The sequence below is a fragment of the Paenibacillus sp. IITD108 genome, assembly GCF_036541265.1.
Taxonomy (GTDB): Bacteria; Bacillota; Bacilli; order Paenibacillales; family Paenibacillaceae; genus Pristimantibacillus.
In genome coordinates, this window is the sequence record NZ_JAZHCT010000015.1 from 35815 (window position 1) to 59283 (window position 23469).

The 23469-nt window shown below is 45.4% G+C and carries 21 protein-coding genes; 11 read left to right on the top strand and 10 right to left on the bottom strand.

Features of this window, described 5'->3' with window-relative positions:
* Positions 1–176 precede the first annotated feature (176 nt).
* On the top strand, positions 177–575 hold the full coding sequence (kapB, locus tag V1L65_RS14550) for a sporulation phosphorelay system protein KapB (RefSeq protein ID WP_331699912.1): 399 nt from the start codon (positions 177–179) through the stop codon (positions 573–575).
* Between the two features lie 86 nt (positions 576–661).
* On the opposite strand, the gene V1L65_RS14555 is transcribed toward kapB, so the two are convergent.
* A complete protein-coding gene (locus V1L65_RS14555; RefSeq protein ID WP_331699913.1) occupies positions 662–1981 on the bottom strand; it encodes a stalk domain-containing protein in 1320 nt (439 codons plus the stop codon).
* Between the two features lie 144 nt (positions 1982–2125).
* Here V1L65_RS14555 and gltB point away from each other — a divergent pair, with 144 nt between their 5' ends.
* The 3 genes from gltB to V1L65_RS14570 all read left to right on the top strand — a co-directional run bounded on the left by gltB (position 2126) and on the right by V1L65_RS14570 (position 8571).
* Positions 2126–6760, top strand: a complete 4635-nt coding sequence (gene gltB, locus V1L65_RS14560) for a glutamate synthase large subunit (protein ID WP_331699914.1) — start codon at positions 2126–2128, stop codon at positions 6758–6760.
* 100 nt (positions 6761–6860) lie between these two features.
* Positions 6861–7781: an ABC transporter ATP-binding protein gene (locus V1L65_RS14565; protein WP_331699915.1), complete on the top strand. Its 921-nt coding sequence runs from the start codon at positions 6861–6863 to the stop codon at positions 7779–7781.
* On the top strand, positions 7774–8571 hold the full coding sequence (locus V1L65_RS14570; RefSeq protein ID WP_331699916.1) for an ABC transporter permease: 798 nt from the start codon (positions 7774–7776) through the stop codon (positions 8569–8571). The genes V1L65_RS14565 and V1L65_RS14570 overlap by 8 nt, the downstream gene beginning before the upstream one ends.
* 108 nt (positions 8572–8679) lie before the next feature.
* Here the strand turns inward: V1L65_RS14570 and V1L65_RS14575 are convergent, their stop codons facing one another.
* The gene (locus V1L65_RS14575; RefSeq protein ID WP_331699917.1) at positions 8680–9717 is read right to left on the bottom strand and encodes an AI-2E family transporter; all 1038 of its coding nucleotides are present in this window, start codon (positions 9715–9717) and stop codon (positions 8680–8682) included.
* Between the two features lie 138 nt (positions 9718–9855).
* Positions 9856–10065, bottom strand: a complete 210-nt coding sequence (gene tlp, locus V1L65_RS14580) for a small acid-soluble spore protein Tlp (protein WP_331699918.1) — start codon at positions 10063–10065, stop codon at positions 9856–9858.
* Positions 10066–10201: 136 nt separating this feature from the next.
* On the opposite strand from tlp, the gene V1L65_RS14585 reads away from it, so the two are divergent.
* Positions 10202–10414 (top strand): hypothetical protein, encoded by a 213-nt coding sequence (locus V1L65_RS14585; RefSeq protein ID WP_331700018.1) that lies wholly within the window; start codon positions 10202–10204, stop codon positions 10412–10414.
* Positions 10415–10537: 123 nt separating this feature from the next.
* Here the strand turns inward: V1L65_RS14585 and V1L65_RS14590 are convergent, their stop codons facing one another.
* Complete coding sequence (locus V1L65_RS14590) at positions 10538–11377, bottom strand: AraC family transcriptional regulator (RefSeq protein WP_331699919.1); 840 nt, start codon at positions 11375–11377, stop codon at positions 10538–10540.
* An 84-nt stretch (positions 11378–11461) separates the two neighbouring features.
* Here V1L65_RS14590 and V1L65_RS14595 point away from each other — a divergent pair, with 84 nt between their 5' ends.
* A complete protein-coding gene (locus V1L65_RS14595) occupies positions 11462–12820 on the top strand; it encodes an alpha-L-fucosidase (protein ID WP_331700015.1) in 1359 nt (452 codons plus the stop codon).
* Positions 12821–13172: 352 nt separating this feature from the next.
* On the opposite strand, the gene V1L65_RS14600 is transcribed toward V1L65_RS14595, so the two are convergent.
* Complete coding sequence (locus V1L65_RS14600) at positions 13173–13481, bottom strand: dehydrogenase (RefSeq protein WP_331699920.1); 309 nt, start codon at positions 13479–13481, stop codon at positions 13173–13175.
* 172 nt (positions 13482–13653) lie between these two features.
* Here V1L65_RS14600 and V1L65_RS14605 point away from each other — a divergent pair, with 172 nt between their 5' ends.
* The 5 genes from V1L65_RS14605 (at position 13654) to V1L65_RS14625 (ending at position 19032) form a co-directional block, all read left to right on the top strand.
* Entirely contained in the window at positions 13654–14262 is a 609-nt protein-coding gene (locus V1L65_RS14605; RefSeq protein WP_331699921.1) for a DedA family protein, read from the top strand.
* 72 nt (positions 14263–14334) lie between these two features.
* The gene (locus V1L65_RS14610; RefSeq protein WP_331699922.1) at positions 14335–14901 is read left to right on the top strand and encodes a thioredoxin family protein; all 567 of its coding nucleotides are present in this window, start codon (positions 14335–14337) and stop codon (positions 14899–14901) included.
* 3 nt (positions 14902–14904) lie between these two features.
* On the top strand, positions 14905–15573 hold the full coding sequence (locus tag V1L65_RS14615) for an MBL fold metallo-hydrolase (protein WP_331699923.1): 669 nt from the start codon (positions 14905–14907) through the stop codon (positions 15571–15573).
* A 166-nt stretch (positions 15574–15739) separates the two neighbouring features.
* The gene (locus V1L65_RS14620; RefSeq protein WP_331700016.1) at positions 15740–17950 is read left to right on the top strand and encodes a Tex family protein; all 2211 of its coding nucleotides are present in this window, start codon (positions 15740–15742) and stop codon (positions 17948–17950) included.
* 401 nt (positions 17951–18351) lie between these two features.
* Positions 18352–19032, top strand: a complete 681-nt coding sequence (locus tag V1L65_RS14625; protein ID WP_331699924.1) for a nitroreductase family protein — start codon at positions 18352–18354, stop codon at positions 19030–19032.
* 120 nt (positions 19033–19152) lie between these two features.
* Here V1L65_RS14625 and cmpA read toward each other — a convergent pair whose 3' ends face one another.
* From cmpA to V1L65_RS14650, 5 genes are all read right to left on the bottom strand, one after another.
* Positions 19153–19299, bottom strand: coding sequence for a cortex morphogenetic protein CmpA (cmpA, locus tag V1L65_RS14630; protein WP_331699925.1), 147 nt, complete (start codon positions 19297–19299; stop codon positions 19153–19155).
* 79 nt (positions 19300–19378) lie between these two features.
* Positions 19379–20095: an N-acetylmuramoyl-L-alanine amidase family protein gene (locus V1L65_RS14635; RefSeq protein WP_331699926.1), complete on the bottom strand. Its 717-nt coding sequence runs from the start codon at positions 20093–20095 to the stop codon at positions 19379–19381.
* 402 nt (positions 20096–20497) lie between these two features.
* Positions 20498–21274: a hypothetical protein gene (locus V1L65_RS14640; RefSeq protein ID WP_331699927.1), complete on the bottom strand. Its 777-nt coding sequence runs from the start codon at positions 21272–21274 to the stop codon at positions 20498–20500.
* Positions 21271–22713 (bottom strand): sensor histidine kinase, encoded by a 1443-nt coding sequence (locus V1L65_RS14645; protein ID WP_331699928.1) that lies wholly within the window; start codon positions 22711–22713, stop codon positions 21271–21273. The genes V1L65_RS14640 and V1L65_RS14645 overlap by 4 nt, the downstream gene beginning before the upstream one ends.
* Positions 22714–22716: 3 nt before the next feature.
* Positions 22717–23373, bottom strand: coding sequence for a response regulator transcription factor (locus tag V1L65_RS14650; RefSeq protein ID WP_331699929.1), 657 nt, complete (start codon positions 23371–23373; stop codon positions 22717–22719).
* Positions 23374–23469: the final 96 nt, after the last annotated feature.

The window sequence follows — 23469 nt, forward strand, 5'->3', positions numbered from 1 at the left end:
TTCCATATTACTGCTCGTTGAAATACAATACAAGTCAAAAATACAAGTCTTGTTAATACTATCCCGTTAATTTACAGTAAATATTATAAGCTTTCAGATATAATTTTAAGGAAAAATATATGGAGGAACGTTCTAGAAGCGCTTGCATATAAGTAACTATCCTAGGAGGAATTGTAATGAGTGAGCACGCAAAATCAGCAGTCTGCCAAGAAGGAGATCTCGTGTTGGCTGAGGTAAGGACCGGACGTTATATAGGCGAGGTCGTGCAAGTGAACAGTCCGAGGGCCGTCGTGAAGGTGCTTGCCGTGCTGAAGCATCCTGATCAGGGCGATTTGCACCAGCCCTATAATCCCGATGCAGCTATGTTCCATGAGCGGCGCGCGCTTAGCTATACTGAAAAAACAACCGTGCTGCTTAGAGATTTGAAACCATATAGCGGCAGTGTGCCGGATTATCGCCAGTCCTTGCTGCAAGCAGTAGATGCAGAAATAGCAAATTTGGATCGCTTGCAGCGCTGGGCTGTACAAGGGCTTGAAATATTGAAGGAGCTGAAACAAGAATATAAACCGGATTGAAGCTGTACACCGCTTTATGGGCAGCTTATGCCGAACAGAAATTTTAAATAGCGCCTTCCGTTCTAGTATAAGCTGCCTGTCCTTGTTTATTCGTTAATAAATGCGGCTTTCAGTGTATCGCGATATACAACCTGAAGGCCAAGGCCTTCTGACAAGGCTGCCAGAGGCACATACGTTTTGCCTGTATTATTGATTTTGTGCATAAAAGCAGGTACCGCATTCAACGGCATTGTTTCACCGTCAATACGAATCGTGCTTGCTCCGATTGTAATATCGACTGTTCGATTTTCAAGCGTAATTGCGGCCGTTTTTGTAGCTGCATCCCACTCCAAATCAGCCCCAATCGCATCCGTAATGTCGCGCAGAGACAAAAATGTTCTGCCTTTAATAATGACAGGAGCATATTGCGTAGACAACTCCTTGCCATTTACGATGATGGATATCGGTACATCCGCAGCTCTAGGCGCAAGTGTTAAATAGTCACCCCATATCGCCTTGGAGTAAGCCTCGCCGAGCGCTTTGTAGCCGGAAGCATTCGGATGAATATCCTTTGCCATAATGGAAGTCAGCAGAAACTCCTTGCCTTTAATCGCTTTGTCGGCATCGGCAATGACCATTTTATGCCCTTGCTTGTTCCATTGGGATGCGATGCTTTCCAATTCAAGCCTCAGCTGCTTGACGCCCTCTCTTAGCACTTCAGCTTTGTTCGGATCATATTCATGAATAGATCCAGGCGACGGTATTGGCAAATATTGATCGGCTATTGCAATTTGCGCGCTGGGATTGAGCTCCCAGATCTGTTTAAGGATATTGTCCACATTAGCGCTGTATTGCTGGAGAATAGTATTTATGCTGGTAACGACCGAATCTTTTATTTCATCTTTAAACGAGCTGCCCTCAATGTTGTCTAAATCGGCTATCAGCTTAGTAAAATCATTGCCGCCAATTGAAATCAGAATTAAATCGGCTTTGCTGATGGAGGCTGTTAGCTTGCTAGTTTCTTTAATAATTTGCTCCGCACGCGGGTCAGCCAGATTAGCTTGTACTTCATCAGCTGCAATCGTTGTGCCATTGGCAGCAGCAAGCAGCCAGTTATACAATCCTTCGGATCTTAGGCCAAGAATGCCGAAGTTACTGTATTCCGTTCTAAAGCCTTGAAATAATGCCTGCTCGTAGACGTGCTCCGCAAACCCGTAAGGCACGGAAGCTTCAGTAAAGCCCCTTTCGTACCCTGCTGCCAAAGAATCGCCAATCACAACCAGCTCATAATTTTCCTTTTTCAAACCGTCAGTATTTGTTGCAGCTGCCAAAGAGCTGTCGGCCAAAGCAGAAGGAATAGCCAGCAAAAGCCCCGTACATATAAGCAAAAAGGAGCGAAATGCTGATATCTTTTTTAAACTAAACAAAAACGGCACTTCCTTTCTTTTAAAAATAATCTTCATAAATCTATCAACTCTATTCTATGATAAAATAAAAGAGATATGTGAATAATTTTCAATTTAATTGATATAAGTAATTTTAATTTTATACATTGAGAGAGGTCGCTCAATATGGAACAACAAGAGAAAAATAGCCTGTCAGTCCGAAATGCTTATCCTGAAATTTTTGGCAGCAGCTTGATTGATATGGGCTTTGCAGTCCACATCAAAGCAAAGCGATCCGCCAATGTAATAGATCAAGCCATTCAAATGCTGGATGAAATGTCCGCCGCATATTCTGAGGCGTATTTAAGCAGCTTTGGATCGGCTGTTATGCTGCAAATACCGCATAGGCTGCTGGCAAGCGAGCTGCAAAATAGCGGCATTTCGCTGCCGGAGGAAGGAAAATATGCGGTAGCTATGCTGCATTTGCCGCAGGATGCATTCAGGCGCAGGCAAATCGAGCAAGCGATAGAGGAGCGGCTGAACGGCTCGGATAAGCTGGCTGTAATCGGCTGGAGGGACGTACCGGCCGCCGGGGAAGCAGCTGCGGCCGAGATCGACAGAATTAGAGCGGATCAGCCAGTTTATCGGCAGCTGATAGTAGGCAGCAGCCCTCAGCAGACGCAGATCCATGCAACGGAACTGGAACGGGCTGTATTTGCGGCACGCAGGCAAGCGGAGAATATTTGCGCAGAGCATGGATTAAACAAAGGCGCTGTAGCAAGCTTCTCTTCTACCCGTATTCTTTATCAAGCGCCGCTTGCGGGAAGCAAGCTCGCTTCGTTTTTCTCCGACCTGAGCAATGAATTGCTGGAGGCGGCGTTCGCGCTCGTCTTTACTTACCGCTACAGCGATGAGCGCTTCAGCTGGACGTTGCCGCTTGCCTGCCACTACATGCTGCGCAGCGGTAAAATCCATTCCCTGCGCAGCAACCGCAGCATGCTCCAAGTACGGCAGCATGCTTTCGAAGGCTGGTGGCATGAGGGTACAGAAGATAAGCTCGATTTGGGCTATTTGGATACGAATTTGCCGCAAAGCTGCGGAATGTACGGCACGATTTTGGCCGATCGACTAGCCGAGCAATATTACTTGTCGAGCTTGCCGGTCGAGCAATGCGCGCTGCAGATGATGCCTAATCTGGCCTTGTCTGCCTCGCCGCTCAATAAGCAATTAAGCGCATTTTATCAATATTGCAGCACGCAGATGGAGCCTTGGGAGGGGCCTGCTGTTTTGCTGTTTACAGACGGCGAGCGGATAGGAGCGATGATTGATCGCAACAGCTTCCGCTCTGTCCGCTATTTGATTACGAATGACGAGCTTGTTCTCCTCTCTACTAGACCTGCATCCGCCAATATCGATGAAGAGCAGATTGCTGTGAAGAACAGGCTGCGTCCCGGCAGGCAGCTGCTAATTGATACGAGGCTGGGCGCAGTTGTGGCAGATGATCAGATCAAGGATCGTTTATCGGCTCAGCACCCTTACCAGCAATGGATTTCGGAACAGCTGATTCATATTGATGAGCTGCCCGATGCCTTATCCAAAGAGGAGCTGGATGCTCAAGAGCTGTTCAGCACCCATATCCGGTTCGGCTACACGGCTGAGGACGTGCATCGCATGGTGGAACAGATGGCTGGAACAGGCCAGGATCCGATCGTATCGATGGGCTTTGATGCTCCGATCGCATTATTATCGAATCAGCATCAACGCATCTACAATTATTTCAAACAGCAATTCCAGCAGGTGCTAAGCCCTGCGATAGACCCTGTTCGCGAGGAAGCGTCAACGGCTACGCAATTGACGCTGGGCGCGGAACGCAGCCTGCTGCATGCAGAGCCGCAAAGCTGCAGGCATATTAAGCTTGATACGCCGATGCTGCTGAACAATCAGCTGGGCAAGCTGCGCCGCTTGCGCAGGGCAGGGCTCAGAGCGATGACGCTGCCTATTTTATTTTCGATTAATGGCGGTGATGCAGCGCTTGTCGAGGCTCTAAGCAAGCTTGGACAATCCGCTTGCCGTTTAGTTGAAAAGGGGCATGCCCTGCTTATTCTGTCCGACCGGGACACGTCCAAGGAACAGGCGGCCATACCTGCGCTGCTTGCTGTATCTGCGATTCATCAGACTTTGATCGACAATGGCCTGCGAGCGAAGACATCCTTGATCGTGGAATCTGCCGAGCCGCGTGAAACCCATCATTTTGCATTGCTGTTAGGCTATGGAGCGGATGCGGTTAATCCTTATACGGCGCTTGATACGATTGAATCATTAATTGAAAGCGACGCGCTGAAAGGGATATCCGTCGACAAAGCCCTGCGCAATTATATTCAAGCGGCTACAAGAGGCGTCGTGAAGGTGATGTCACGGATCGGCATCGCTACTGTTCAGGCATACCGAGGCTCCGGCAAGTTTGAAACGATCGGCCTGCAGGCGGATTGGGTAAACGAATATTTCAAAGGAACGACATGCCATATAGGCGGGTTGAGCTTGGCCGAGCTTGCGGTAGAAACAGTTCAGACACATCTAAAATCATATGAGCTGAACGATGAGGGCAGCTGTGAGCTGGAAAGCGGGGGGCAATATCAATGGCGCAAGGATGGCGAGGACCATTTGTTCGAGCCGCTCACTATTCATACGCTGCAAAACGCTTCCCGAAAAAATGATTTCAATCTGTACAAAAAGTTTTCTTCGCTTGTGCATGGCGAAGGAAAGCGGCACGTAACTTTGCGCTCGCTATTCGAGCTCAATACCGAGGAAAATGCCAGCATACCGCTGGAGGAGGTTGAGCCGGCTGCAAGCATAGTGAAGCGATTTAAGACTGGCGCAATGTCTTATGGCGCAATTAGCAAGGAAGCGTATGAAAGCTTAGCAATCGCCATGAACAGATTGGGCGCAAAATCGAACAGCGGTGAAGGCGGGGAATGCGCGGCGGCCGGGCATGAGCGCTCAAAGGATGCGCGCAGCAAGGTCAAGCAGCTTGCTTCAGGCCGCTTCGGCGTAACGAGCAGCTACCTGGTGCATGCGGAAGAGATACAAATTAAAATTGCACAAGGGGCAAAGCCGGGAGAAGGAGGCAGGCTGCCTGGATTGAAGGTATATCCTTGGATTGCCGAAGCTCGCGGCACTACGCCTGGCGTTGGTCTTACGTCCCCGCCCTCCCATCATGATATTTATTCAACTAGAGATTTGGCAGGACTGATTTACGATTTGAAGCAAATTAACCCGCAAGCGCGAATTAGTGTAAAGCTGGTTTCGGGAAGCCAGATTGATGCTGCCGCCATACAATCTGTCATATATGGCGCAGAGGGCGTACTGATCAGCGGGTATGAAGGCGGGACGGCAGCCTCTCCCATCGGATCGCTCAGGCATGCTGGGCTGCCTTGGGAGATTGGCCTAATAAAAGCCCATCAAGCGCTGAAGGAAACGGGCTTGCGCCACAAAACTGTGCTGGAAACTGACGGCAAGCTGATGACAGGCCGCGATGTGGCGATTGCCGCGCTGCTTGGGGCAGAGGAATACAGCTTCTCGACAGCGCCGCTTGTTGTGCTCGGCTGCATCATGATGCGCGTATGCCAGCTGGATACTTGTCCGGTCGGCATAGCTGCTCAAAATCCTGATTTGCGCAAAAAGTACAGCGGCGATCCTCAGCATATCGTCAATTATATGACCTTTATTGCAGAGGAACTGCGCGAAATAATGGCCGGGCTTGGCTTTAGAACTGTCGAGGAGATGATAGGCTGCTCCGACAGGCTGAGGCTTCAGCAGCTGTCAGGAAAGCACAAGCTTGCTGCGCTGCAGCTGGAGGAGCTTATTCAGAGAACCGATAAGATTGACTGCTCGGCTGACAGTGAATTAGCAGCTTCATTACTGGCGATTGAAGACTGCGGGTCTTCAATTGACCGTGAAGAGCTGATTCCAAAAGCTGCGGCTGCGTTTGAAACAGGCAGCAAAGTCGAAGCGGAATTCAAGCTGTATCCTCATATGCGTGCGGTAGGCACTGGGTTGGCGGGTGAAGTGACGAGAAGAAGCACGGATGCAGCCCTTACAGAGGATATGATTCATTATCGCTTTAATGGAAGAGGAGGTGACAGCTTTGGCTCCTTCCTTCCAGCAGGCGTCACACTGACAGTAGACGGGGATTGCAATGATTTTTACGGTAAAGGCCTATCGGGCGGCAAGCTAGTTATAGCGCCGCCTGGCGCAGCCAAATACGATGCCAAGCAGCAAATTATAGTCGGCAATTCAGCTTTATACGGTGCTACAAGCGGAGAGGCCTATATTAGCGGCGTTGCAGGAGCCCGGTTTGCTGTTCGCAACAGCGGCGCTGTGATCGTTGCCGAAGGCGCCGGCGATCATGCCTGCGAGTATATGACGGGCGGCTGTACGGTTATTTTAGGCGAAACGGGACGCAATTTCGGCTCAGGCATGACAGGCGGAATTGCCTATATGTACGATGAGCTGGGCGACTTCTTTTATCGCTGCAACTTGAAATCGATCGTGCTCGAGCGAGTGGAAGAGGATGATGATATTGATATGCTGCAATCAATCGTTCAAAAGCATTTCAAATATACGGGAAGCCAAGCGGCTGAACGCATACTTGAGGGATGGGATGAGGCGATCGATAAGTTTGTCAAAATAATTCCAAAGGATTACAAGCGCCTGCTGGAGCACACAGCCCGAATGGAGCGGCGCGGCATGGCAGCGGATGTCGCTAGATACGCCGCATTTGAAGCAAATCGGCGTGAGGTTGCCCGCATGCTGAATAAGTAATGTAAAAAGATTGCGACCTTTCTTGTTACGCTCCGTATGATTACTAGCTGCAATGTTTAGGATAAGATTAATGATTAAATGCGTTCAGGGAGGATAAGGAATGGAACAGGTTTTAGTCCAGCTGCAAAACGTAACCAAGCGTATTGGCAAACGAACGATTATTGATTCGTTGACACTTGACTTGCCGCCAGGCGAGGTATTCGGATTTCTGGGACCGAACGGTTCTGGAAAAACAACTACGATCCGCATGATGGTCGGCTTAATGTCGATTACTTCAGGAGAAATAAAAATTGACGGTTATAGCGTAAAGAACGAATATGAGAAGGCCATTCGTCATGTAGGCGCTATAGTTGAAAATCCGGAAATGTATAAATATTTGACCGGCTATCAAAATTTGATTCATTTTGCCCGGATGGTTCCGGATGTAACGAAGGAAAGAGTACAGGAAGTAATCAGCCTCGTAGGGCTTAATGCGCGAATTCATGATAAAGTGAAGACATATTCGCTTGGGATGCGGCAGCGCCTTGGTGTTGCGCAGGCACTATTGCATCGGCCAAAGCTGCTTATTCTTGATGAGCCGACGAACGGGCTTGATCCTGCCGGCATTCGCGAGCTGAGAGATTATTTGCGCCGTCTAAGCAAACAGGAAGGAATCGCAGTGTTTGTATCCAGCCACTTGCTGTCTGAGATGGAGCTGATGTGTGATCGGGTTGCCATAATTCAAAACGGAAAGCTGATCGATATTCGCGTTATTCAAGGGGAGCAAGGCAAAGCGGCGAGCCATGCGATTCAAATAGAAACCGATAATCCTCAGCGCGCGGCAGAGGTGCTGACTGCGCTGGGCGCAACTGTTCAAATTAACGATAATGGCATGCTGCTCACTGCGGGAGACCGCCAGAAACGGGCGGAGTATAATGCTGCGCTAGTGCATGCAGGACTGCTTGTATTCAGTATTAGAGAAGAATCGAAATCGCTTGAGGATCAATTCTTGGAGGTTACAGGAGGTGAGATGATTGGGTAATTTTTTGGCGCTAGTGAAAAATGAAAATATGAAAATATACCGCAGGCCTAGAACATATGTGATGATGGGCATTATTGTTGGACTAGTCCTGCTTATTTCGATTTTATGGCTAAGCTTTGGCGGATCGGATACATCGATGTGGGAGGTAGCTTACTTAGAAACAACTATTTTGTATATGCTCGTCACAATATTTGCTGTAATTATTGCGGCAAGCATAGTTGCGGAGGAATTTTCAACGGGCACAATCAAGCTGTTGTTAATTAGACCGTGGTCCCGCTCCAAAATATTATTGTCTAAATATATTGCGGTGCTCCTGTTTACGCTTTTATTCGCGGTATTGCTGCTTGCCGCCACATTGCTCGTTAACTGGCTGTGCTTCTCATTGTTCTCGTCTACCAGCACAAGTTCTGATATTATGGGGCTTGCCAAGGATGAGTCGCCGATCAGCTACCTGCTTAAAACCTACGGGCTTACGTTTATATCTACGATCATGACAGTGACAATGGCATTTATGCTGTCAACGATATTCCGCAGCAGCGCGCTTGCGATCGGAATGGCGCTATTCCTGCTGCTCGTTGTTAATAATCTTTTGATGCTGTTGGCTGCCCTGAAATATAAGTGGATTGATTACGTATTGTTCATACATTTGAACTTAACGCAGTATTTGTCAGATTTCCCAATGCGCGAAGGAATGACACTGCAATTTTCACTTATTGTGCTGGCTTGCTACTGGGTCGTATTTGTCGCTCTTACTTGGTATATATTTAACAAAAGAGATGTTGCTGCTTAATTTTACTTTTTTAAATAGGACAAAAGAAAGGGGCTGTCCAGAAAGTCAGTGAAAACCGACTTCTGGTCTGCCCCGTTTCTTATTGTTTAACGTAAATGACGATGCCGATCAATTTTCAATTTGTTCACTTTGTTCACTTTTTTCACTTTTTGAATGTCCTACATCCAGCACATCCATTAGGAACATAAAGATCGGAATCCCAATAATCAATCCCCATATGCCCATGTAGTATTGAGAAAATATAAGAATAATAAAAGTATAGAACATAGGCAGCTTTGTTTTTTGCGCATAAAGCTTCGGATTAAGGAAATAGGTTTCAAGCGCGTGAATGATTAAAATCATAATAACAGCCCATAGCACCATTTTCAGACCGCCGATTTGATAGCCGATAATGCCAATCGGTATGAACGAAATGATAACGCCGGCTACTGGAATTAGGCTGAGCAGGAAAACCAATATCGTAAGTGCAAACAAATAAGGGAAGCCTAAAATCCATAATCCAATAATCGTAAAGACAGTGTTGAACAGTGCGATCATGAGCTGAACTTCAATAACCTTGCCGAAGGAGGAAGTAAACTTTTGGCCAAAGTATTTGAATTCATTGTAGAGCCAGCTGATTTTGCTGTCCCCAAGCTTTTCAGTAAATTCAACGACCTTGTTTCTCTGCAGTAAATAGAAAAAGCTGAGCACAATAACAAAAATAATAATTTCAAGCCATTTGCCGAATTTCAAAATATAATTAACGATATTGCCCCAATATTTCTGGAACTCCAGCTTGCCAAGAGCAGAGGAAATGATTTCGGCAACTTCGTCTGATTGCGATGTGTTTAGAAATCGCAGTATAATATTGTACATTTCGACCACTTGATTAATTAGTTTAGGTATGTAATTGGTAAGGCCATAAACTAAAGAAGAAACGAGCAGTGCATACAATACCGTGTTGACGATAATGGGAGAAATGGGGAATAATTTTGAAATTTGCTTCGTAAAAAATCGTTCCAGCCTGCCCATGACAAAGGTAACTAAAAATAAGAGCAGCAGCAGATTGAGCATATGCCTTAAACTGTATAAAAGCACGACGACAATTAAAAGAAAGTTAATTCGTTTTACAATAGGATGCGCAAAAAATTCTCGCAAAAAATTCATAGGTTCCCCCCACTTGACTATATAATAATCTGTCTGTTCTTTCTATTATAGAATACTATGAATCCTTATTCCACATGGGAGGAAGCAGCATCCTGCTTAGAGGATGCTGCTTTATAGATGTCTTTTTTCTTTGCTGCACTACGATTCATCTTGCTTTTCTGCTTTGAAGCTTTCAACGCTATCCTTGCGTCGCTCATTTTTAGCTTTAATGATTTGCTTCTCGGTTGCTGAAATCTCATCAGCATGCTCAGCAAGATAGTTTTCAGCTTCGTGAAGATTAGCAATTGTATGGTTAATATGTGACTGCAGATGCGTCGGATTGTCTTTGCGGTTATCAGGCTTTGCCAACTTTATCCCTCCTGTCTGTATATGATGAGTTATTAGCTTCACCTGATTACTGGCATGTTATGCGGGCTGTCTGTATGAATAACTTCACTTCATATATGTCATCATAACCGTATTGTGAATGAAGGAGGGATGCCCGATGGGCAAGTCTGCAAATAAGCCGCGGCATGCTGAAAAAAATAAAGAGCAGCCCACAGCCGGCTTTACGGAGGATACTGTATTTGAAGGCAGGGATAGTGCGGATATGGATATTGACCGGATGGTCAATGAAGGGCTAGGTGGAGGCAATATTACGCTGCATAATGGTTTTATCGATCACTCCACAACAGATACGATGACTGAGGAAGAATAGTGAACGTGATTTGACCAGATGATGCAAAGGGACAGTCCAATAAGTCATGTATATGACGAAGGATTGTCCTTTTTGAAATTATAAGACCTTATAAGTTTTTACTTGTGAGGCAGCAAGGAGCTCCTATTTGACTTGCGCGCGAAATTCTGTCGGGCTGCAGCTGTTTTCTTTGCGAAAGGCTTTGGAGAAATGATTCGTATCGGGAAAACCGACTTGCTCGGATACTTGTTTAACGGTTAGCGAAGTGGTGCTGAGTAAAGATTTGGCTTTTTGCATTCGCTTGCGATTCAAATATTTAAGAGGTGATACGTTAAAATGCTTGTTGAAGTAGCGTACCAGATAGTTTGGATGCAGATGGACATGCTTGGCAATTTGCTCCAAAGTAACAGGCTCCGAAAGGTGATCGGTTATGAATTGCTCAATCGCTTGAAGCCTTTCTAAATCCTGCGCGCGTCCGGATACGAATTGAATTTTTGAATCCGCCTCTGTCAAGAAAGCAGCGATAATCTCAAATAAAATAGCCTTTTCTCTTATCCGTGATGTAAGAGAAGGATCAGCGTGAAGTGTTGCAAGCTCCCCGAACAGCTGCTGTATTTGCCCAAAGTTATGTTGAACATCCAGAAAATAAGGAACATCGAGCCATTGAAATAAATCAAGCCCTCCCATTGTTGCTGTGAAGTGGCACCAATATTTGCGATACGTATTTTCATTTATGGCAGAGTAGGATTGCTTAATATGAGCCGGCATTAAACATAGCTGACCAGCTGTCGGATAGAATTGCTTGTCTTGAATTTTTAGCCAGCCCTCGCCATCGCAAATGAGATAAAATTTATTGTATGCAGGCACATAGTCAAGCTCCTGCCACTCCGGATAGCAGTGAGTATAATGAGCGCTTGCCAAATGAACCTGCAGATTTTGCAATAACTCGGTAATGAAGCTGGATTCCGTGTTTAATGTGATCACAAGCTCACCTCAAGAAGTTAATCTAATCCCCAAACAAGCTAATTGCTTGCCTATTGATTATATCAAAACGTTGCTACACTGTGGATATCTCAAAAAAAGGAGGCAAAAACAGTGGCATCATTGATAGAGCAAAGATTAGAAAGAACAAAGTGGTTTCTAGAGGACCGTTTCGGGATGTTTATACATTGGGGATTATATGCGATCCCGGCAAGAGGAGAGTGGGTAAGGAGCATTGAAAAAATTAGTGTAGAGGATTATCAGGTTTATTTTGACCAGTTCGATCCACAGCGCTATAATCCGCGGGAGTGGGCCAAGGCGGCTAAAGACGCCGGCATGAAATATGCGGTGCTGACAGCTAAGCATCATGACGGCTTTTGTTTATTCGACAGCCAGCTAACGGATTATAAATCCACCAATACGAAGGCAGGACGAGATCTGGTACGTGAATTTTTGGAAGCCTTCAGATCAGAGGGCTTGAAAGTGGGCTTGTATTACTCATTAATTGATTGGCATCATCCTGATTATCCGGCATATGGCGATCAAATACATCCTATGCGGGAGAACGAGAAGTATAAGCGCGATCCGCTGCATTTCGATCGCTATTTGACTTATATGCACGGGCAAGTAAGGGAATTGCTTACGAATTATGGCAAGCTGGATATGATGTGGTTTGATTTTTCCTATGGTGAAATGTCTGGTGAGAAATGGCAGGCAACGAAGCTGATTGAAATGATGCGCTCGCTGCAGCCGCATATAGTAATTGATAACCGATTGGAAGTTAATGGAGAGCGGAGCAGCAGTGTTTATTCCAGCAATCCACAGCTATATGCAGGCGACTTTGCATCTCCTGAACAGATCATTCCGCCGCAAGGCATAACGGATGAAGCTGGCAATTCCATTCCGTGGGAAGCTTGTGTGACACTAAACAATAACTGGGGCTATGTCGCAGCTGATGCAACTTATAAATCGGCTCGCACCATTATCCGAAAGCTGGTCGAATGCGTCAGCAAGAATGGCAATCTTCTTTTAAATGTCGGACCCGATGCCCAAGGGGAAATACCACGGCCATCGCTGCAAATCCTTGAAGAGGTCGGCAGATGGATGCAGCGTAACGGAGAAAGCATCTATGGCTGCGGACAAGCAGATTTGCCAAAGCCTGATTGGGGACGTTATACACGCAAAGGCAATACGCTATATGCTCATATTTTTGAAGAGTCGATTGGCCCGATCAATTTGTCCGGTCTGGCAGGCAAAGTCAAGCAGGCTCGTACACTCGCGGATGGTGCGGAATTATTCGTATCGCTTCCATGGAATGCAAAGCTGTACCCGAATGATGCGTTTATTAATTTTGCAAAGCCGGAGAGCTACAGCTATCCGTTGCCGGATTCGAACGATACGGTAGTGGAACTGATACTGGAGGACAACGCCGGAAGAGAACAATAGCTCATTAATCGACAAGCAAGGGCTGCCGGCATATCGATCCGGCAGCCCTTGTGATCTGGAATGGCTGCCCACAATGAAATTACTGTCTCAATAACTGTAACGATTGTGAGAAGTGCTATTTAGCGAAAAATCGGTGTCTTAAAATTTTAACGGTTGTAAGGAGCGCTATATGTGTATTTTTACCCGTTTATGCTGGGAATTTAGGCAAATAAGGCCTCCTGCAACCGTTAAATTTTTAAATGAGCTGAATTCCTTACAATAGCGCTTTTGACAACCGTTAGCGTATGACACTAACTAAGTCGGTAAATGCACTTGCTGCCTAGACAGCCAGCCTGGTTGTCCTTGCATTGATTTATCCCCCGTAAGCATCGCGAAAAGCACTGCAAAGCTGCGCTTTGTCCACCTCCCACAATTGTGCAATTTCTTCGCTGACGTGCTCCTCCCACCAGTCGGACTGCGCTTTTTTATTGCTTTGATTTTCTACAATCCATAATAGATTGGCTGCGACCTTTTGCACATACAGCTTTTCAGCGGCTTCAATTTTGTCTGGGCTTACCCATTTATTCAAACGCTTTAAAGTACGGTATAGCTCTTTGCTGCAAGCTCTTCTAATCTTCCTTACGGATGGCAGCGGGTTTTCTTGTTTTTGATTATGATTCATGCTGTACCGACTCCTTTCTGCTACATTCTTATGCAATGTGCAGCAGGATGGTCACAACGCCTATAGCCTAAGTGTGTAATCTTTATTATGCCAGGCTTGTCATATCTAAATGAGACATGCATAGGATGGGAGAGATAATATATGCTTGCAGCCTAAGGTGGAGGGTTCAAAAATGGAAAATTGGATTGCGGACTTAATAGAGCAATACGGTTATTTTGGCATTTTACTTTTGATTACGCTAGAAAATATATTCCCGCCTATACCTTCGGAAATTATATTGATGTTTGGCGGCTTTATGACAACAAAAACCTCACTTAGCGTACTGGGCGTTGCAGTCGTTGCTACAACGGGCTCCATTGCGGGTTCACTTGTACTGTATGGAATAGGACGCATGTTCAACATGGAACGAATGGAAAAGCTGGTCGAACGAAAAGGCAGTTGGATGCGTCTGAAAAAAGAAGATATACAAAAAGCAACCAAGTGGATAAAATCATACGGCTACTGGGCTGTTGTTATTTGCAGAATGATTCCGCTTATCAGAAGCTTGATTTCCATACCTGCAGGCATGGCGAAGCTGCGTTTAACACCTTTTTTATTATTTACTTGTATTGGAACGTTCATTTGGAATATAACAATGGTTGGCATCGGGGCGCTTGTCGGGGAAAACTGGTCCTTTGTCATGCAGTTGCTATCGGTATATTCAACGATTACTTATGTGCTTATTGCTGCAATCGGATTGCTGGTCTTTTTTTTCTTTTTGCGCAGAGCAAGGAGAAAGTAAGTGTAGTATAATAAAGAAGATGAGCTATAAAGCACATTTGTAGGAAAAAATGTATGAAATGAGGGATACATAATGTCAACAAATTTGCTGGATAAAATAAACAAAGGTATTACACCTGGGCAGTTTATCGAAGGAATGACTAAAAATAAAGAGCAGTTTGAACAGTGGAAGACAGCTTTTGCATGGAAAAACGAAGAGGACCGTCAGTTTTTTCAAGCATTGAGCAAACGCGATGATTTGCTTTGTTTTATTCTAATGGCGGATTGGTGCGGTGATGTCGTTCGCAATGTGCCTGTTATTTTTAATGCGTTGGAGATAAGCAATATTCCCGTAGAAGTGTTGATAATAGAAGAGCATATGGAGACGATGGATCAATTCCTAACCTTGGGAGGCCGCTCCATACCGATCGTTATTTTCACAAATAAGAAAGGCGCGGTGCTTGGTCAATGGGGCCCACGGCCACAGTACGTGCAAGAGCCTATGATAGCTTTCAAAAAGGCAAATCCGGACCGTGAGGCAGCTGATTATCAGACGAATTTGGCTGAAACACGCAAAGAAATTATTCGCCGCTATGGCGAGGGTACAGGCTATCAGGCCGATATTATAACAGAGCTGCGCGCTTTATTGGAGACGATTTAACGAATGCACACAACCTTTACAGTCGAATCTTTTGCACTAGGACCCATTCAAACAAATGCCTATCTTATTGTAGTCAAAGAGGAGCAGTCTTCTGCTGAACAGGCAGCCCAAGCTAAGGAACGGGCGATTATTATTGATCCAGGCATGAATCCTAAAGCACTGCTGCAGCGCATCCGTGACGTTGAGGTGGAAGCCATATTGCTGACGCACGCGCATTTTGATCATATGGGCGGACTTGAAGAAGTGCGCAAAGCAGCTGGCTGTCCTGTATATATTCATGATTTGGAGGCAGACTGGCTAACAGATGCCCGTAAAAACGGTTCCATGAGATGGTCCGACATCACGCCGCCAATTGTGGCGGAGCCAGCTGAATATGCTCTTGCAGAAGGGCAGAAGCTTCAGCTGCTTGACCATACGTTTACTGTCATGCATACGCCTGGCCATTCGCCGGGAAGTGTTAGCTTCCTATGCGGCAATCATCTGTTTTCGGGCGATGTGCTGTTCCGTATGTCAGTAGGCAGAACGGACTTGCCAGGCGGGAAAGAAAGTGATTTATACAATTCGATTCAGTCAAAGCTTTATCCGCTTCCAGAAACAACGATTGTGTATCCTGGCCACGGCGGAAGAACGACGATCGGATTTGAAAAAGCGAATAACCCATATGTAAGATAAAGAGGAGAGCATTCCTGCTTCGCTTATGCAAGGAATGCTTGATCACTTTCATAGTTTGATAGCATGCTGATGTTACCGCATGTATGCATAGTTTATTAAGGACGGTGCTTTAATATTGACGAATGAAACGATCCAGCATACACAAGCTGACGGGGAAGAAGTAAAAATGGATGTGAAGCTGACGCCTGAACAACGCTCGGCAGAAACGATAAAAATTACGGATGTCATCGCCTCGCAGCTAAGTCTTCCTAAAACAAAAGTAAAAGCTGCAGTAGAATTGCTAGATGAAGGCAATACGATTCCTTTTATTGCGCGTTATCGCAAGGAAGCAACTGGAGAGCTTGACGAGAACGAGCTGCGCTCTATTGAAGAGAAGCTTCAGTATATGCGCAATTTGGAGGAGCGCAAGCGTGAAGTTATACGGCTCATTCATGAGCAGGACAAGCTGACCGAGCAGCTGCAGCAGCAAATCGAGGCGGCAGTCAAGCTGCAGGAGGTAGAGGATTTATATCGTCCTTACCGCCAAAAAAGGAAAACACGTGCCAGCGTGGCAAAGGAAAAAGGCTTGGAGCCGCTGGCGCAGTGGCTATGGTCGCAGCCGCGTCAGGGCGAGCCGCTGGCGGAGGCGGAGCGCTACATATCCGAGGAGCTGGGAGTGGCAACAAGCGAAGAGGCTCTGCAGGGGGCAATGGATATTATTGCAGAGAACATTGCAGATGACGCCGCGATTCGTTCGTGGATTAGAAAATTTACAATGGATCAAGGTATTTTATGCACCGTTGCAAAGGATGATAGCGCGGAATCCGTCTATGAAATGTACTACAGCTACCAAGAGCCGCTTCGCAAGCTTCCGCCGCATCGTATTTTAGCGATCAATCGCGGCGAGCGCGAAGAAATATTGCGCGTTACGCTGGATATTCCAGTTGAGCGAATTCACGATTATATAACGAGAAGATTGCTTCGAAACGGAACAGCCGATGCAGTGAAGCGAGTGTTCACCGTTATTATCGAGGATGCTTATAAGCGCTTGCTCGCTCCATCGATTGAACGCGAGGTAAGGGGAGAGCTGACTGAGAAGGCGGAGGAGCATGCCATTTCCATTTTCTCAGAAAATCTGCGTAATTTATTACTTCAGCCTCCTGTTCGCAGCCAAATGGTGCTTGGAGTAGACCCTGCTTTTCGAACTGGCTGCAAGCTTGCGGCGATTGATGATACAGGCAAGCTGCTTGAAGTAGCTGTCAGCTATCCGACGCCTCCTAACAACAAGGTCGCAGAAGCGGAAAAAATAATTAATGGCTTGATCGATAAATACGGCTTGAATTTAATCGTAATCGGCAATGGTACTGCTTCTCGTGAAACAGAGCAGTTTATTGCAGATCTCATTGCAAAGCGCAAGGAGCGAGGGCAGCAGCCGGAGCTGAAATATATTATTGTCAACGAAGCGGGAGCGAGTGTCTATTCAGCTTCGAAACTAGCTCAAGAGGAGTTTCCTGAGCTCGACGTAGCTGAGCGAAGCGCTGTCTCCATTGCGCGCAGATTGCAGGATCCGCTTGCTGAGCTCGTCAAAATCGAGCCTAAAGCGATCGGAGTTGGACAGTATCAGCATGATGTGAGCCAAAAAAGGCTTGGCGAGACGCTTGGCGGCGTCGTTGAATCCGCTGTTAACCATGTAGGTGTCGATGTCAATACCGCATCTGCCTCGCTGCTTTCTTACGTGGCGGGAGTGAATGCTACGATAGCGCGCAACATAGTAAAGCACCGGGAAGATAACGGACGCTTTACAGACCGCAAGGAGCTGAAAAAGGTAGCCCGTTTAGGGGCGAAATCCTATGAGCAATGCGTAGGTTTTCTAAGGATACCGGAAGCTTCCAATCCGCTTGACCGCACTCCGATCCATCCGGAATCTTATGCGGTAGTAGATCAGCTGTTCAAGCAGCTGCAGCTGAAGCTGGGGCAGATCGGTTCAGACGAGCTGAAGGGCAGTCTGGAGCATATTAATATTGAGCAGCTAGCTGCTGACCTTGGCGTAGGGGTTCCTACCTTGCGCGATATCGTAGAAAGCTTGCTTCGCCCTGGGCGAGACCCGCGTGAGGAGCTGCCAGCTCCGATATTTCATACCGATGTATTGCAGCTGGAAGATTTGACGCCAGGCATGGAGCTGCAGGGAACAGTGCGCAATGTGATTGACTTCGGTGCGTTCGTCGATATTGGCGTGAAAAACGACGGACTTGTTCATATTTCTCAGCTAAGCAATAAATTTGTAAAGCATCCGATGGATGTTGTGTCGGTAGGCGATACTGTAACAGTATGGGTTATGAGCGTAGACTTAAAGCGCGGTCGTGTCAGCCTGACGATGCGACAGCCGCAGCAGGGATAAATAGTATACTGCAAATAACGCAGCTAAAGAGACTGTCGATTCATTGTGGGCAACTATTGATAAGCAATGAGAAAGTGGAAACGGAGAGCAAGAATGGGAATGGAGAAGCGGTAGCGTCCGCCTTTGTAGGCTAATTTTTTCCTTTACAGGGGTTAGTTATTCATAAAAATTAGACTACAACAGCGGTCGGAATCCCAATCTTGATCGCAGTGGCACCCCTTTCTATTGCTTGTTGCAACTATCCAAAATTACTCGACAGTCTCCTAAAAGTAATTAATTCAAGCAGGGAGGTGGAGCAGCGCAGCTCCACCTTTTGCATTGACAAATGGTATATGCCTCTTTATACTGTAAATATTATTAATACAGTTATGAAGGTTTGTAGAGAAAGAGGAGTGAAAGAGATGTCAGTTACAGAGCAGCAAAGGGAAGAGCAAGCAAGAGTGGTAAACGCGGATGAGCAAGGCTTGCTTACTATTATGAATGGCCGCCGTGCGGTAAGACATTATGATACAAGTGCAGTTATTTCCGAGGAAGAAATTGCGGATATCCTTAAGCAGGCGACTAGAGCCCCGTCATCTTCCAATATGCAGCCATGGAGATTTATTGTTGTCACCGATCCAGAACTGAAACAAAAGCTAGTTCCAATTGCAAATAATCAGAAGCAGGTTGGCGAAGCTTCTGCTATTATATTGATCATTGCCGATACAGAAATGTATAAAAAAACAGAGCAGATTTTTGGAACAGCGCTTGATGCAGGCTTTATTACAGAGGAAGTAAAGGAAAAAATGTCTGCCAATTCGATTAAGCTGTACAGCTCGATTCCTTATGACAGATTAAAGGAAATTGTATTATTCGATGCTGGTCTGGTGTCAATGAACATTATGCTGCTTGCTCATGCTCGCGGCTATGACACAGTGCCAATGGGCGGCTATAATCGCGATCAAGTGAAAGCTTTGTTTGAGCTGTCTGATCGCTATATTCCAGCGCTTATGCTGCCAATCGGCAAAGCGGCAGCCGCTGGCCATCCGTCCGCTCGCTTGCCCATCCAAGAGGTGCTGGCATTCAACAAAATGCCCGAATAAAGACAGGCAAAGAACCTTCGCCAAGCCGCGCGATTATGGAGCTGAAACGTTCCATTATGGGCTTTGGTGAAGGTTCTTTTTTTAGAAGCTTACGTTTCATTATGTTTGTCAGGTCATGCTCTATCGAAAAGTTGAGGATGTTTTATCCTCTTGATCGTCTCCCAGTTTGTTGCGGTAAAAATACCAGCAATCATTTAACATTTTTATTTGTCTGCGATCACGTTTGAAATACGCTCGCTGCAATTGGTTGCATAGCCATTGCGGCATGCACACCCCTCCCTCCAGGCAAAACAAGATGTATTACTATACTATGGGGATGGGTGTTTGTACGTGCAGGTCCATTGCGTTATTTGCTTTGAAAATAGTTTTTTAAACCATCTACAATCGCTTGGGCGATTTGGTTCTGCCCCTTTTCTCCTAGCAAAAAGGCCTCTTCCCGGGCATTGGTCAGAAAGCCGACCTCGAGCAATGCGGCAGGCACTTCGCTATACCGGAGCACCTTCCAGTCCTCTTGCTTGATGCCCCGATCCCTAAATCCGGTTGCCTTCACAATGGCCTGCTGCATGGCTTGAGCTAGCTTAGCGCTGCCTAGTTCGTAGTAATAGGTTTCTGTTCCTGAAACGCTTGTATCGCTGGTGAATGTGTTTCCATGAATAGATAAAAATGCATCCGCTTGCTGTGAATTGGCGATTGCTGCCCGATCCTCCAGTTCGATGAAGGTATCATCTGTGCGTGTCATATAAGGCTTGAACTCCGGTTCTTTTAAAAGCAGCTGATATACTTTTTCGGTTAGTGCTAGCGTAAAATTTTTTTCATATTTGCCGCTTGCACCGTCTGCGCCAGGGTCGTGCCCGCCATGACCTGCGTCAAGAACGATGACCAAGGGAGCGGTATCGGATGGTACTGCGGGTGTAGCTGACTCATCGGGTGTTTGCTGCGCGCCATACAACAGTTTGTTCGGTGCTGATTGCGACTTGATAGCCCAGAGCAAGCCGAACAGGAGTGCAAGACTCATAAGTAAAAATAATTTGCGGCGCTGTGATCGTCTTCGTATTAATCTCATATTTCGAACCTCCGTCTCTAAGCATCAAGTGTAAGGCTCGAATATATGAGAAGTTTTATTAAGTTGTAAAGAAGCTGTAAAGTTGCCCAGTCCTTTGCTTGTGAATGGTTGCCTGCAATGTATCGGTACGGTCACACGTTCCGTTATTTGCCTCGAAAACGCGTTTTTTAAATTTTTGCGGACACATGTTCCGTTATTCGGCTCAAAATGGAGCTTTATTTACTGTAAACGGATCAATAACGGAACGTCTGTCACATTGCCGCCTCAAAACTGCTCTTTTGGGTGTAATAGCGGAACGACTGACCAGTTAGCAAGGGAAGCCGTGATTCATTGTGGATAGGGCAACAAGCAACCAGAAGAGGATGGCACTGCGAAGTGCCACGCGTTATAAGTTATATGTCATTAGCCGTATTTCAGCTTATAATCAAAATACCTTGAGTCAAAGTGGGCGATCTGAATAGCTGCCAAAACATCTTTGGAAAAATCGACCACTTCGTTTTTTACATAGTTGATCATGAAATAAAACATCACCTTCCTGTCATCGCTAATATAATACAGCTCGCTCAGCCCGTTCATGGTTTGGTAAACTCTTATTTGGCTTGCATCAATCGCAGTGTTTATGAGCTCCTTCTCATCGGCAAATTGTTTGGCAAGCTGTACCAGCTTTTCATCGTCAACATGCGCGTCTTCTTCCGATACCTTTACTTCAGCGAAGTTTTTAGCCTTGGTCGCTCTCAAAATCTCACCATTACTCGGATTGATCGTAATGCCATAGATATCGTATTCATTGAAAACATTCGTAATCGTAATAAAATATAAACCGCTTGATACCTTGTTCAACTGCTCAATATATGAATCCAATATGTCCTGATCTAAATTCAAATAGCTGGTTGCGCTAGCCAGCAATTTTTTAATATCGTTGTAGTCTATGCTCTGCAGCTCGAACTCCACATTATCTTTACTTAGATGATTATTGAAATATTTATTAATCGCATTTATGCCTAGCGACTTTATCGTCTCTTCCGATAGCAGGGCGTCGTCCTGCACCTTGAACTGCTCTTTGGCTTCCAAGTTCTTTATCATCACTGTATTTTTGGGATATGGGTTATACAGGCTTGAGCATCCGGCTAGCAGCGGGAAAATAAAGCAGACTACCAGCAATAGAATGAATTTTTTCATTGTTTTTCCTCCTCGTTTTCCATATGAGGATCAAATATGACGCGTATCGTAGTACCTTGCTTCTCTATGCTTTCAGCTTCAATTATTCCTTGATGCAAGCTTGCTACGTTTTGGCAGATTGATAAGCCGAGGCCTGCGCCATTATGTTTTCTTGTACGGGCTTTATCAACCATGTAGAAAGGCTCGAAAATTTTGTCGAGATGCTCTTTCGGTATGCCTGCACCCCGGTCGATCACTTCAAGATATATTTTTTCTTGATGGTTAAATGCTCGAATCATAATCGTACTATGCTCCGGCGATGCTTTAATCGCATTATCCACTAAGTTTGCAATTAATATTTTTATTAAATCTATTTCCAGCTCGAGCTCGCAGCTTTCGCATTCGGTTATAATTTCAATTTGCTTCTGCTTTGCCTTGATGCTAAGTGAAGGTGTAATTTCGTCAACAACCTTTTTTAAATTCCCTGCCGCCATTTCAAAATGATCATCTCTCAGCATAATTAAATCCATAAGCTTGAAGGAGAGCGATTCAAGATGCTTGGCCTCACTGCTAATTACGTTCAAGCCGTCGACCAACGTTTCCTCGTTATACTTCGTCACACGCAAGTAATTGGCATAACCGATAATTGACGTGAGCGGGGTTTTAATTTCATGCGTAAAGTTTTGAATAAAACGATCCTTTTCACTATTGCGCAGCTCCAGCTCTTTAATCGTATTTTCCACCGCATCGGCCATAATATTGAAATTGTTGGCAAGCACCCCAACCTCATCTTTTGCTTTTATTTTTACACGTTCTGTGAAATCTCCCTGCGCTATTACTTTGACCGTCCGAATTAACTTATCAATCGGTCTGGTCAGCCCTTTGCTGACAAAAAACATAATGAGCATGTAAAGTAAGCAAGCGATAATATCCATTTGAATAAAAAAGCGGTATTGATCGATTCTTTCCTCATAAAGATGAGTAACATCCTTGGTATACGTAAATAAATAAGCCTTTTTTTGAACGTCAATTAAGTTAGCCGTAAACAGCAGCGTCCGGTCATCAATGTCCCGTAAAATGTACCGAATTTCCTCCAACTGCAAGCCGTCAAGCTCTTCCCGTTCCTCTGGCAGCTTTTGATCGGCATTATTGCTGAAAATGAGCTTGTTATCCTCATCTTTAATTTCTATAAAAATTTGCTGATTGCGATTTTGGGAAATAAACTCGTTAACGATTTGCTCCATTACTTTTTTTTCGTAATCGACAGAATCATAAATTTGCATAATAGGGACGATGGCATTGACGCTTGCCTGAATATTCATATTTTCGCTCAGCGTGCTCTTAATTTCCTGCTCCAGCATTTTGCTATGAATGCGCTCGATAAATAGGATGGATGATAAATTAAAGATGAGAACGAATGCAAGGAGGGAGAACAGATAAATCTTTTTCCAAAACTTCATGCTTTAGTCCTCCAGGCGATAGCCAATCTTGTAGATGGTTTTAATATAATCCTGCATATGGAGCTTTTTGCGCAAAGATTTAATATGCATATCAACGGTTCTTGTCTCGCCGTAATAATCAGCTCCCCATACCCGGTCGAGAAACTGCTCGCGCGTCAGCGCGATGTTTTTATTTTTCATCAACACAAGCAGCAGCTCGTATTCTTTAGGGGTCAGTTCCACAGGCTCTCCGTTTATCGTCACCTCTCTTTTGTCCATAAGCAGCTTTACATTTCGAAACTCCAGTACATTTTCTTCCTTGCCATATCTTCGAAGCACGGTTTCTATCCGCGCCAGAAGCTCAATTGCTTCAAATGGCTTTACCATATAATCTTCAGCGCCAAGCTTCAAGCCGTTCACCTTATCAAATACTGAATTTTTTGCAGTAAGGAAAATGACAGGTATGCCAAAGGCTTTAATCCGATCCATTAGCATGAAGCCGTCCATGCCGGGAATCATTACATCGAGCAGGATCAAGTCGATTTTTTCTTTCTTGATAAGCTCCAAAGCAACAAGCCCGTCATAAGCTTCCATAGTCTCGTAATGAACGAGATTTAAATTCATTTTTATGATTTTCGATATATTCACATCATCTTCAACGATCAATATTCGCTTGCTCAATGGTTGCTTGTCTCCTCTATCATTTTTATAAGCCTATTAATAGCACCAATCCCCGCCTATTGCAATGTCAATATTAAACTATGAACACTTCTCTCC

Excerpts from the sequence above, each read along its gene's own strand:
- kapB (WP_331699912.1), top strand. The coding sequence starts at position 177 with ATGAGTGAGCACGCAAAATCAGCAGTCTGCCAAGAAGGAGATCTCGTG.
- gltB (WP_331699914.1), top strand. The coding sequence starts at position 2,126 with ATGGAACAACAAGAGAAAAATAGCCTGTCAGTCCGAAATGCTTATCCT.
- V1L65_RS14565 (WP_331699915.1), top strand. The coding sequence starts at position 6,861 with ATGGAACAGGTTTTAGTCCAGCTGCAAAACGTAACCAAGCGTATTGGC.
- V1L65_RS14575 (WP_331699917.1), bottom strand. The coding sequence starts at position 9,717 with ATGAATTTTTTGCGAGAATTTTTTGCGCATCCTATTGTAAAACGAATT.
- V1L65_RS14585 (WP_331700018.1), top strand. The coding sequence starts at position 10,202 with ATGGGCAAGTCTGCAAATAAGCCGCGGCATGCTGAAAAAAATAAAGAG.
- V1L65_RS14600 (WP_331699920.1), bottom strand. The coding sequence starts at position 13,481 with ATGAATCATAATCAAAAACAAGAAAACCCGCTGCCATCCGTAAGGAAG.
- V1L65_RS14605 (WP_331699921.1), top strand. The coding sequence starts at position 13,654 with ATGGAAAATTGGATTGCGGACTTAATAGAGCAATACGGTTATTTTGGC.
- V1L65_RS14610 (WP_331699922.1), top strand. The coding sequence starts at position 14,335 with ATGTCAACAAATTTGCTGGATAAAATAAACAAAGGTATTACACCTGGG.
- V1L65_RS14615 (WP_331699923.1), top strand. The coding sequence starts at position 14,905 with ATGCACACAACCTTTACAGTCGAATCTTTTGCACTAGGACCCATTCAA.
- V1L65_RS14620 (WP_331700016.1), top strand. The coding sequence starts at position 15,740 with ATGGATGTGAAGCTGACGCCTGAACAACGCTCGGCAGAAACGATAAAA.
- V1L65_RS14625 (WP_331699924.1), top strand. The coding sequence starts at position 18,352 with ATGTCAGTTACAGAGCAGCAAAGGGAAGAGCAAGCAAGAGTGGTAAAC.
- cmpA (WP_331699925.1), bottom strand. The coding sequence starts at position 19,299 with ATGCCGCAATGGCTATGCAACCAATTGCAGCGAGCGTATTTCAAACGT.
- V1L65_RS14635 (WP_331699926.1), bottom strand. The coding sequence starts at position 20,095 with ATGAGATTAATACGAAGACGATCACAGCGCCGCAAATTATTTTTACTT.
- V1L65_RS14640 (WP_331699927.1), bottom strand. The coding sequence starts at position 21,274 with ATGAAAAAATTCATTCTATTGCTGGTAGTCTGCTTTATTTTCCCGCTG.
- V1L65_RS14645 (WP_331699928.1), bottom strand. The coding sequence starts at position 22,713 with ATGAAGTTTTGGAAAAAGATTTATCTGTTCTCCCTCCTTGCATTCGTT.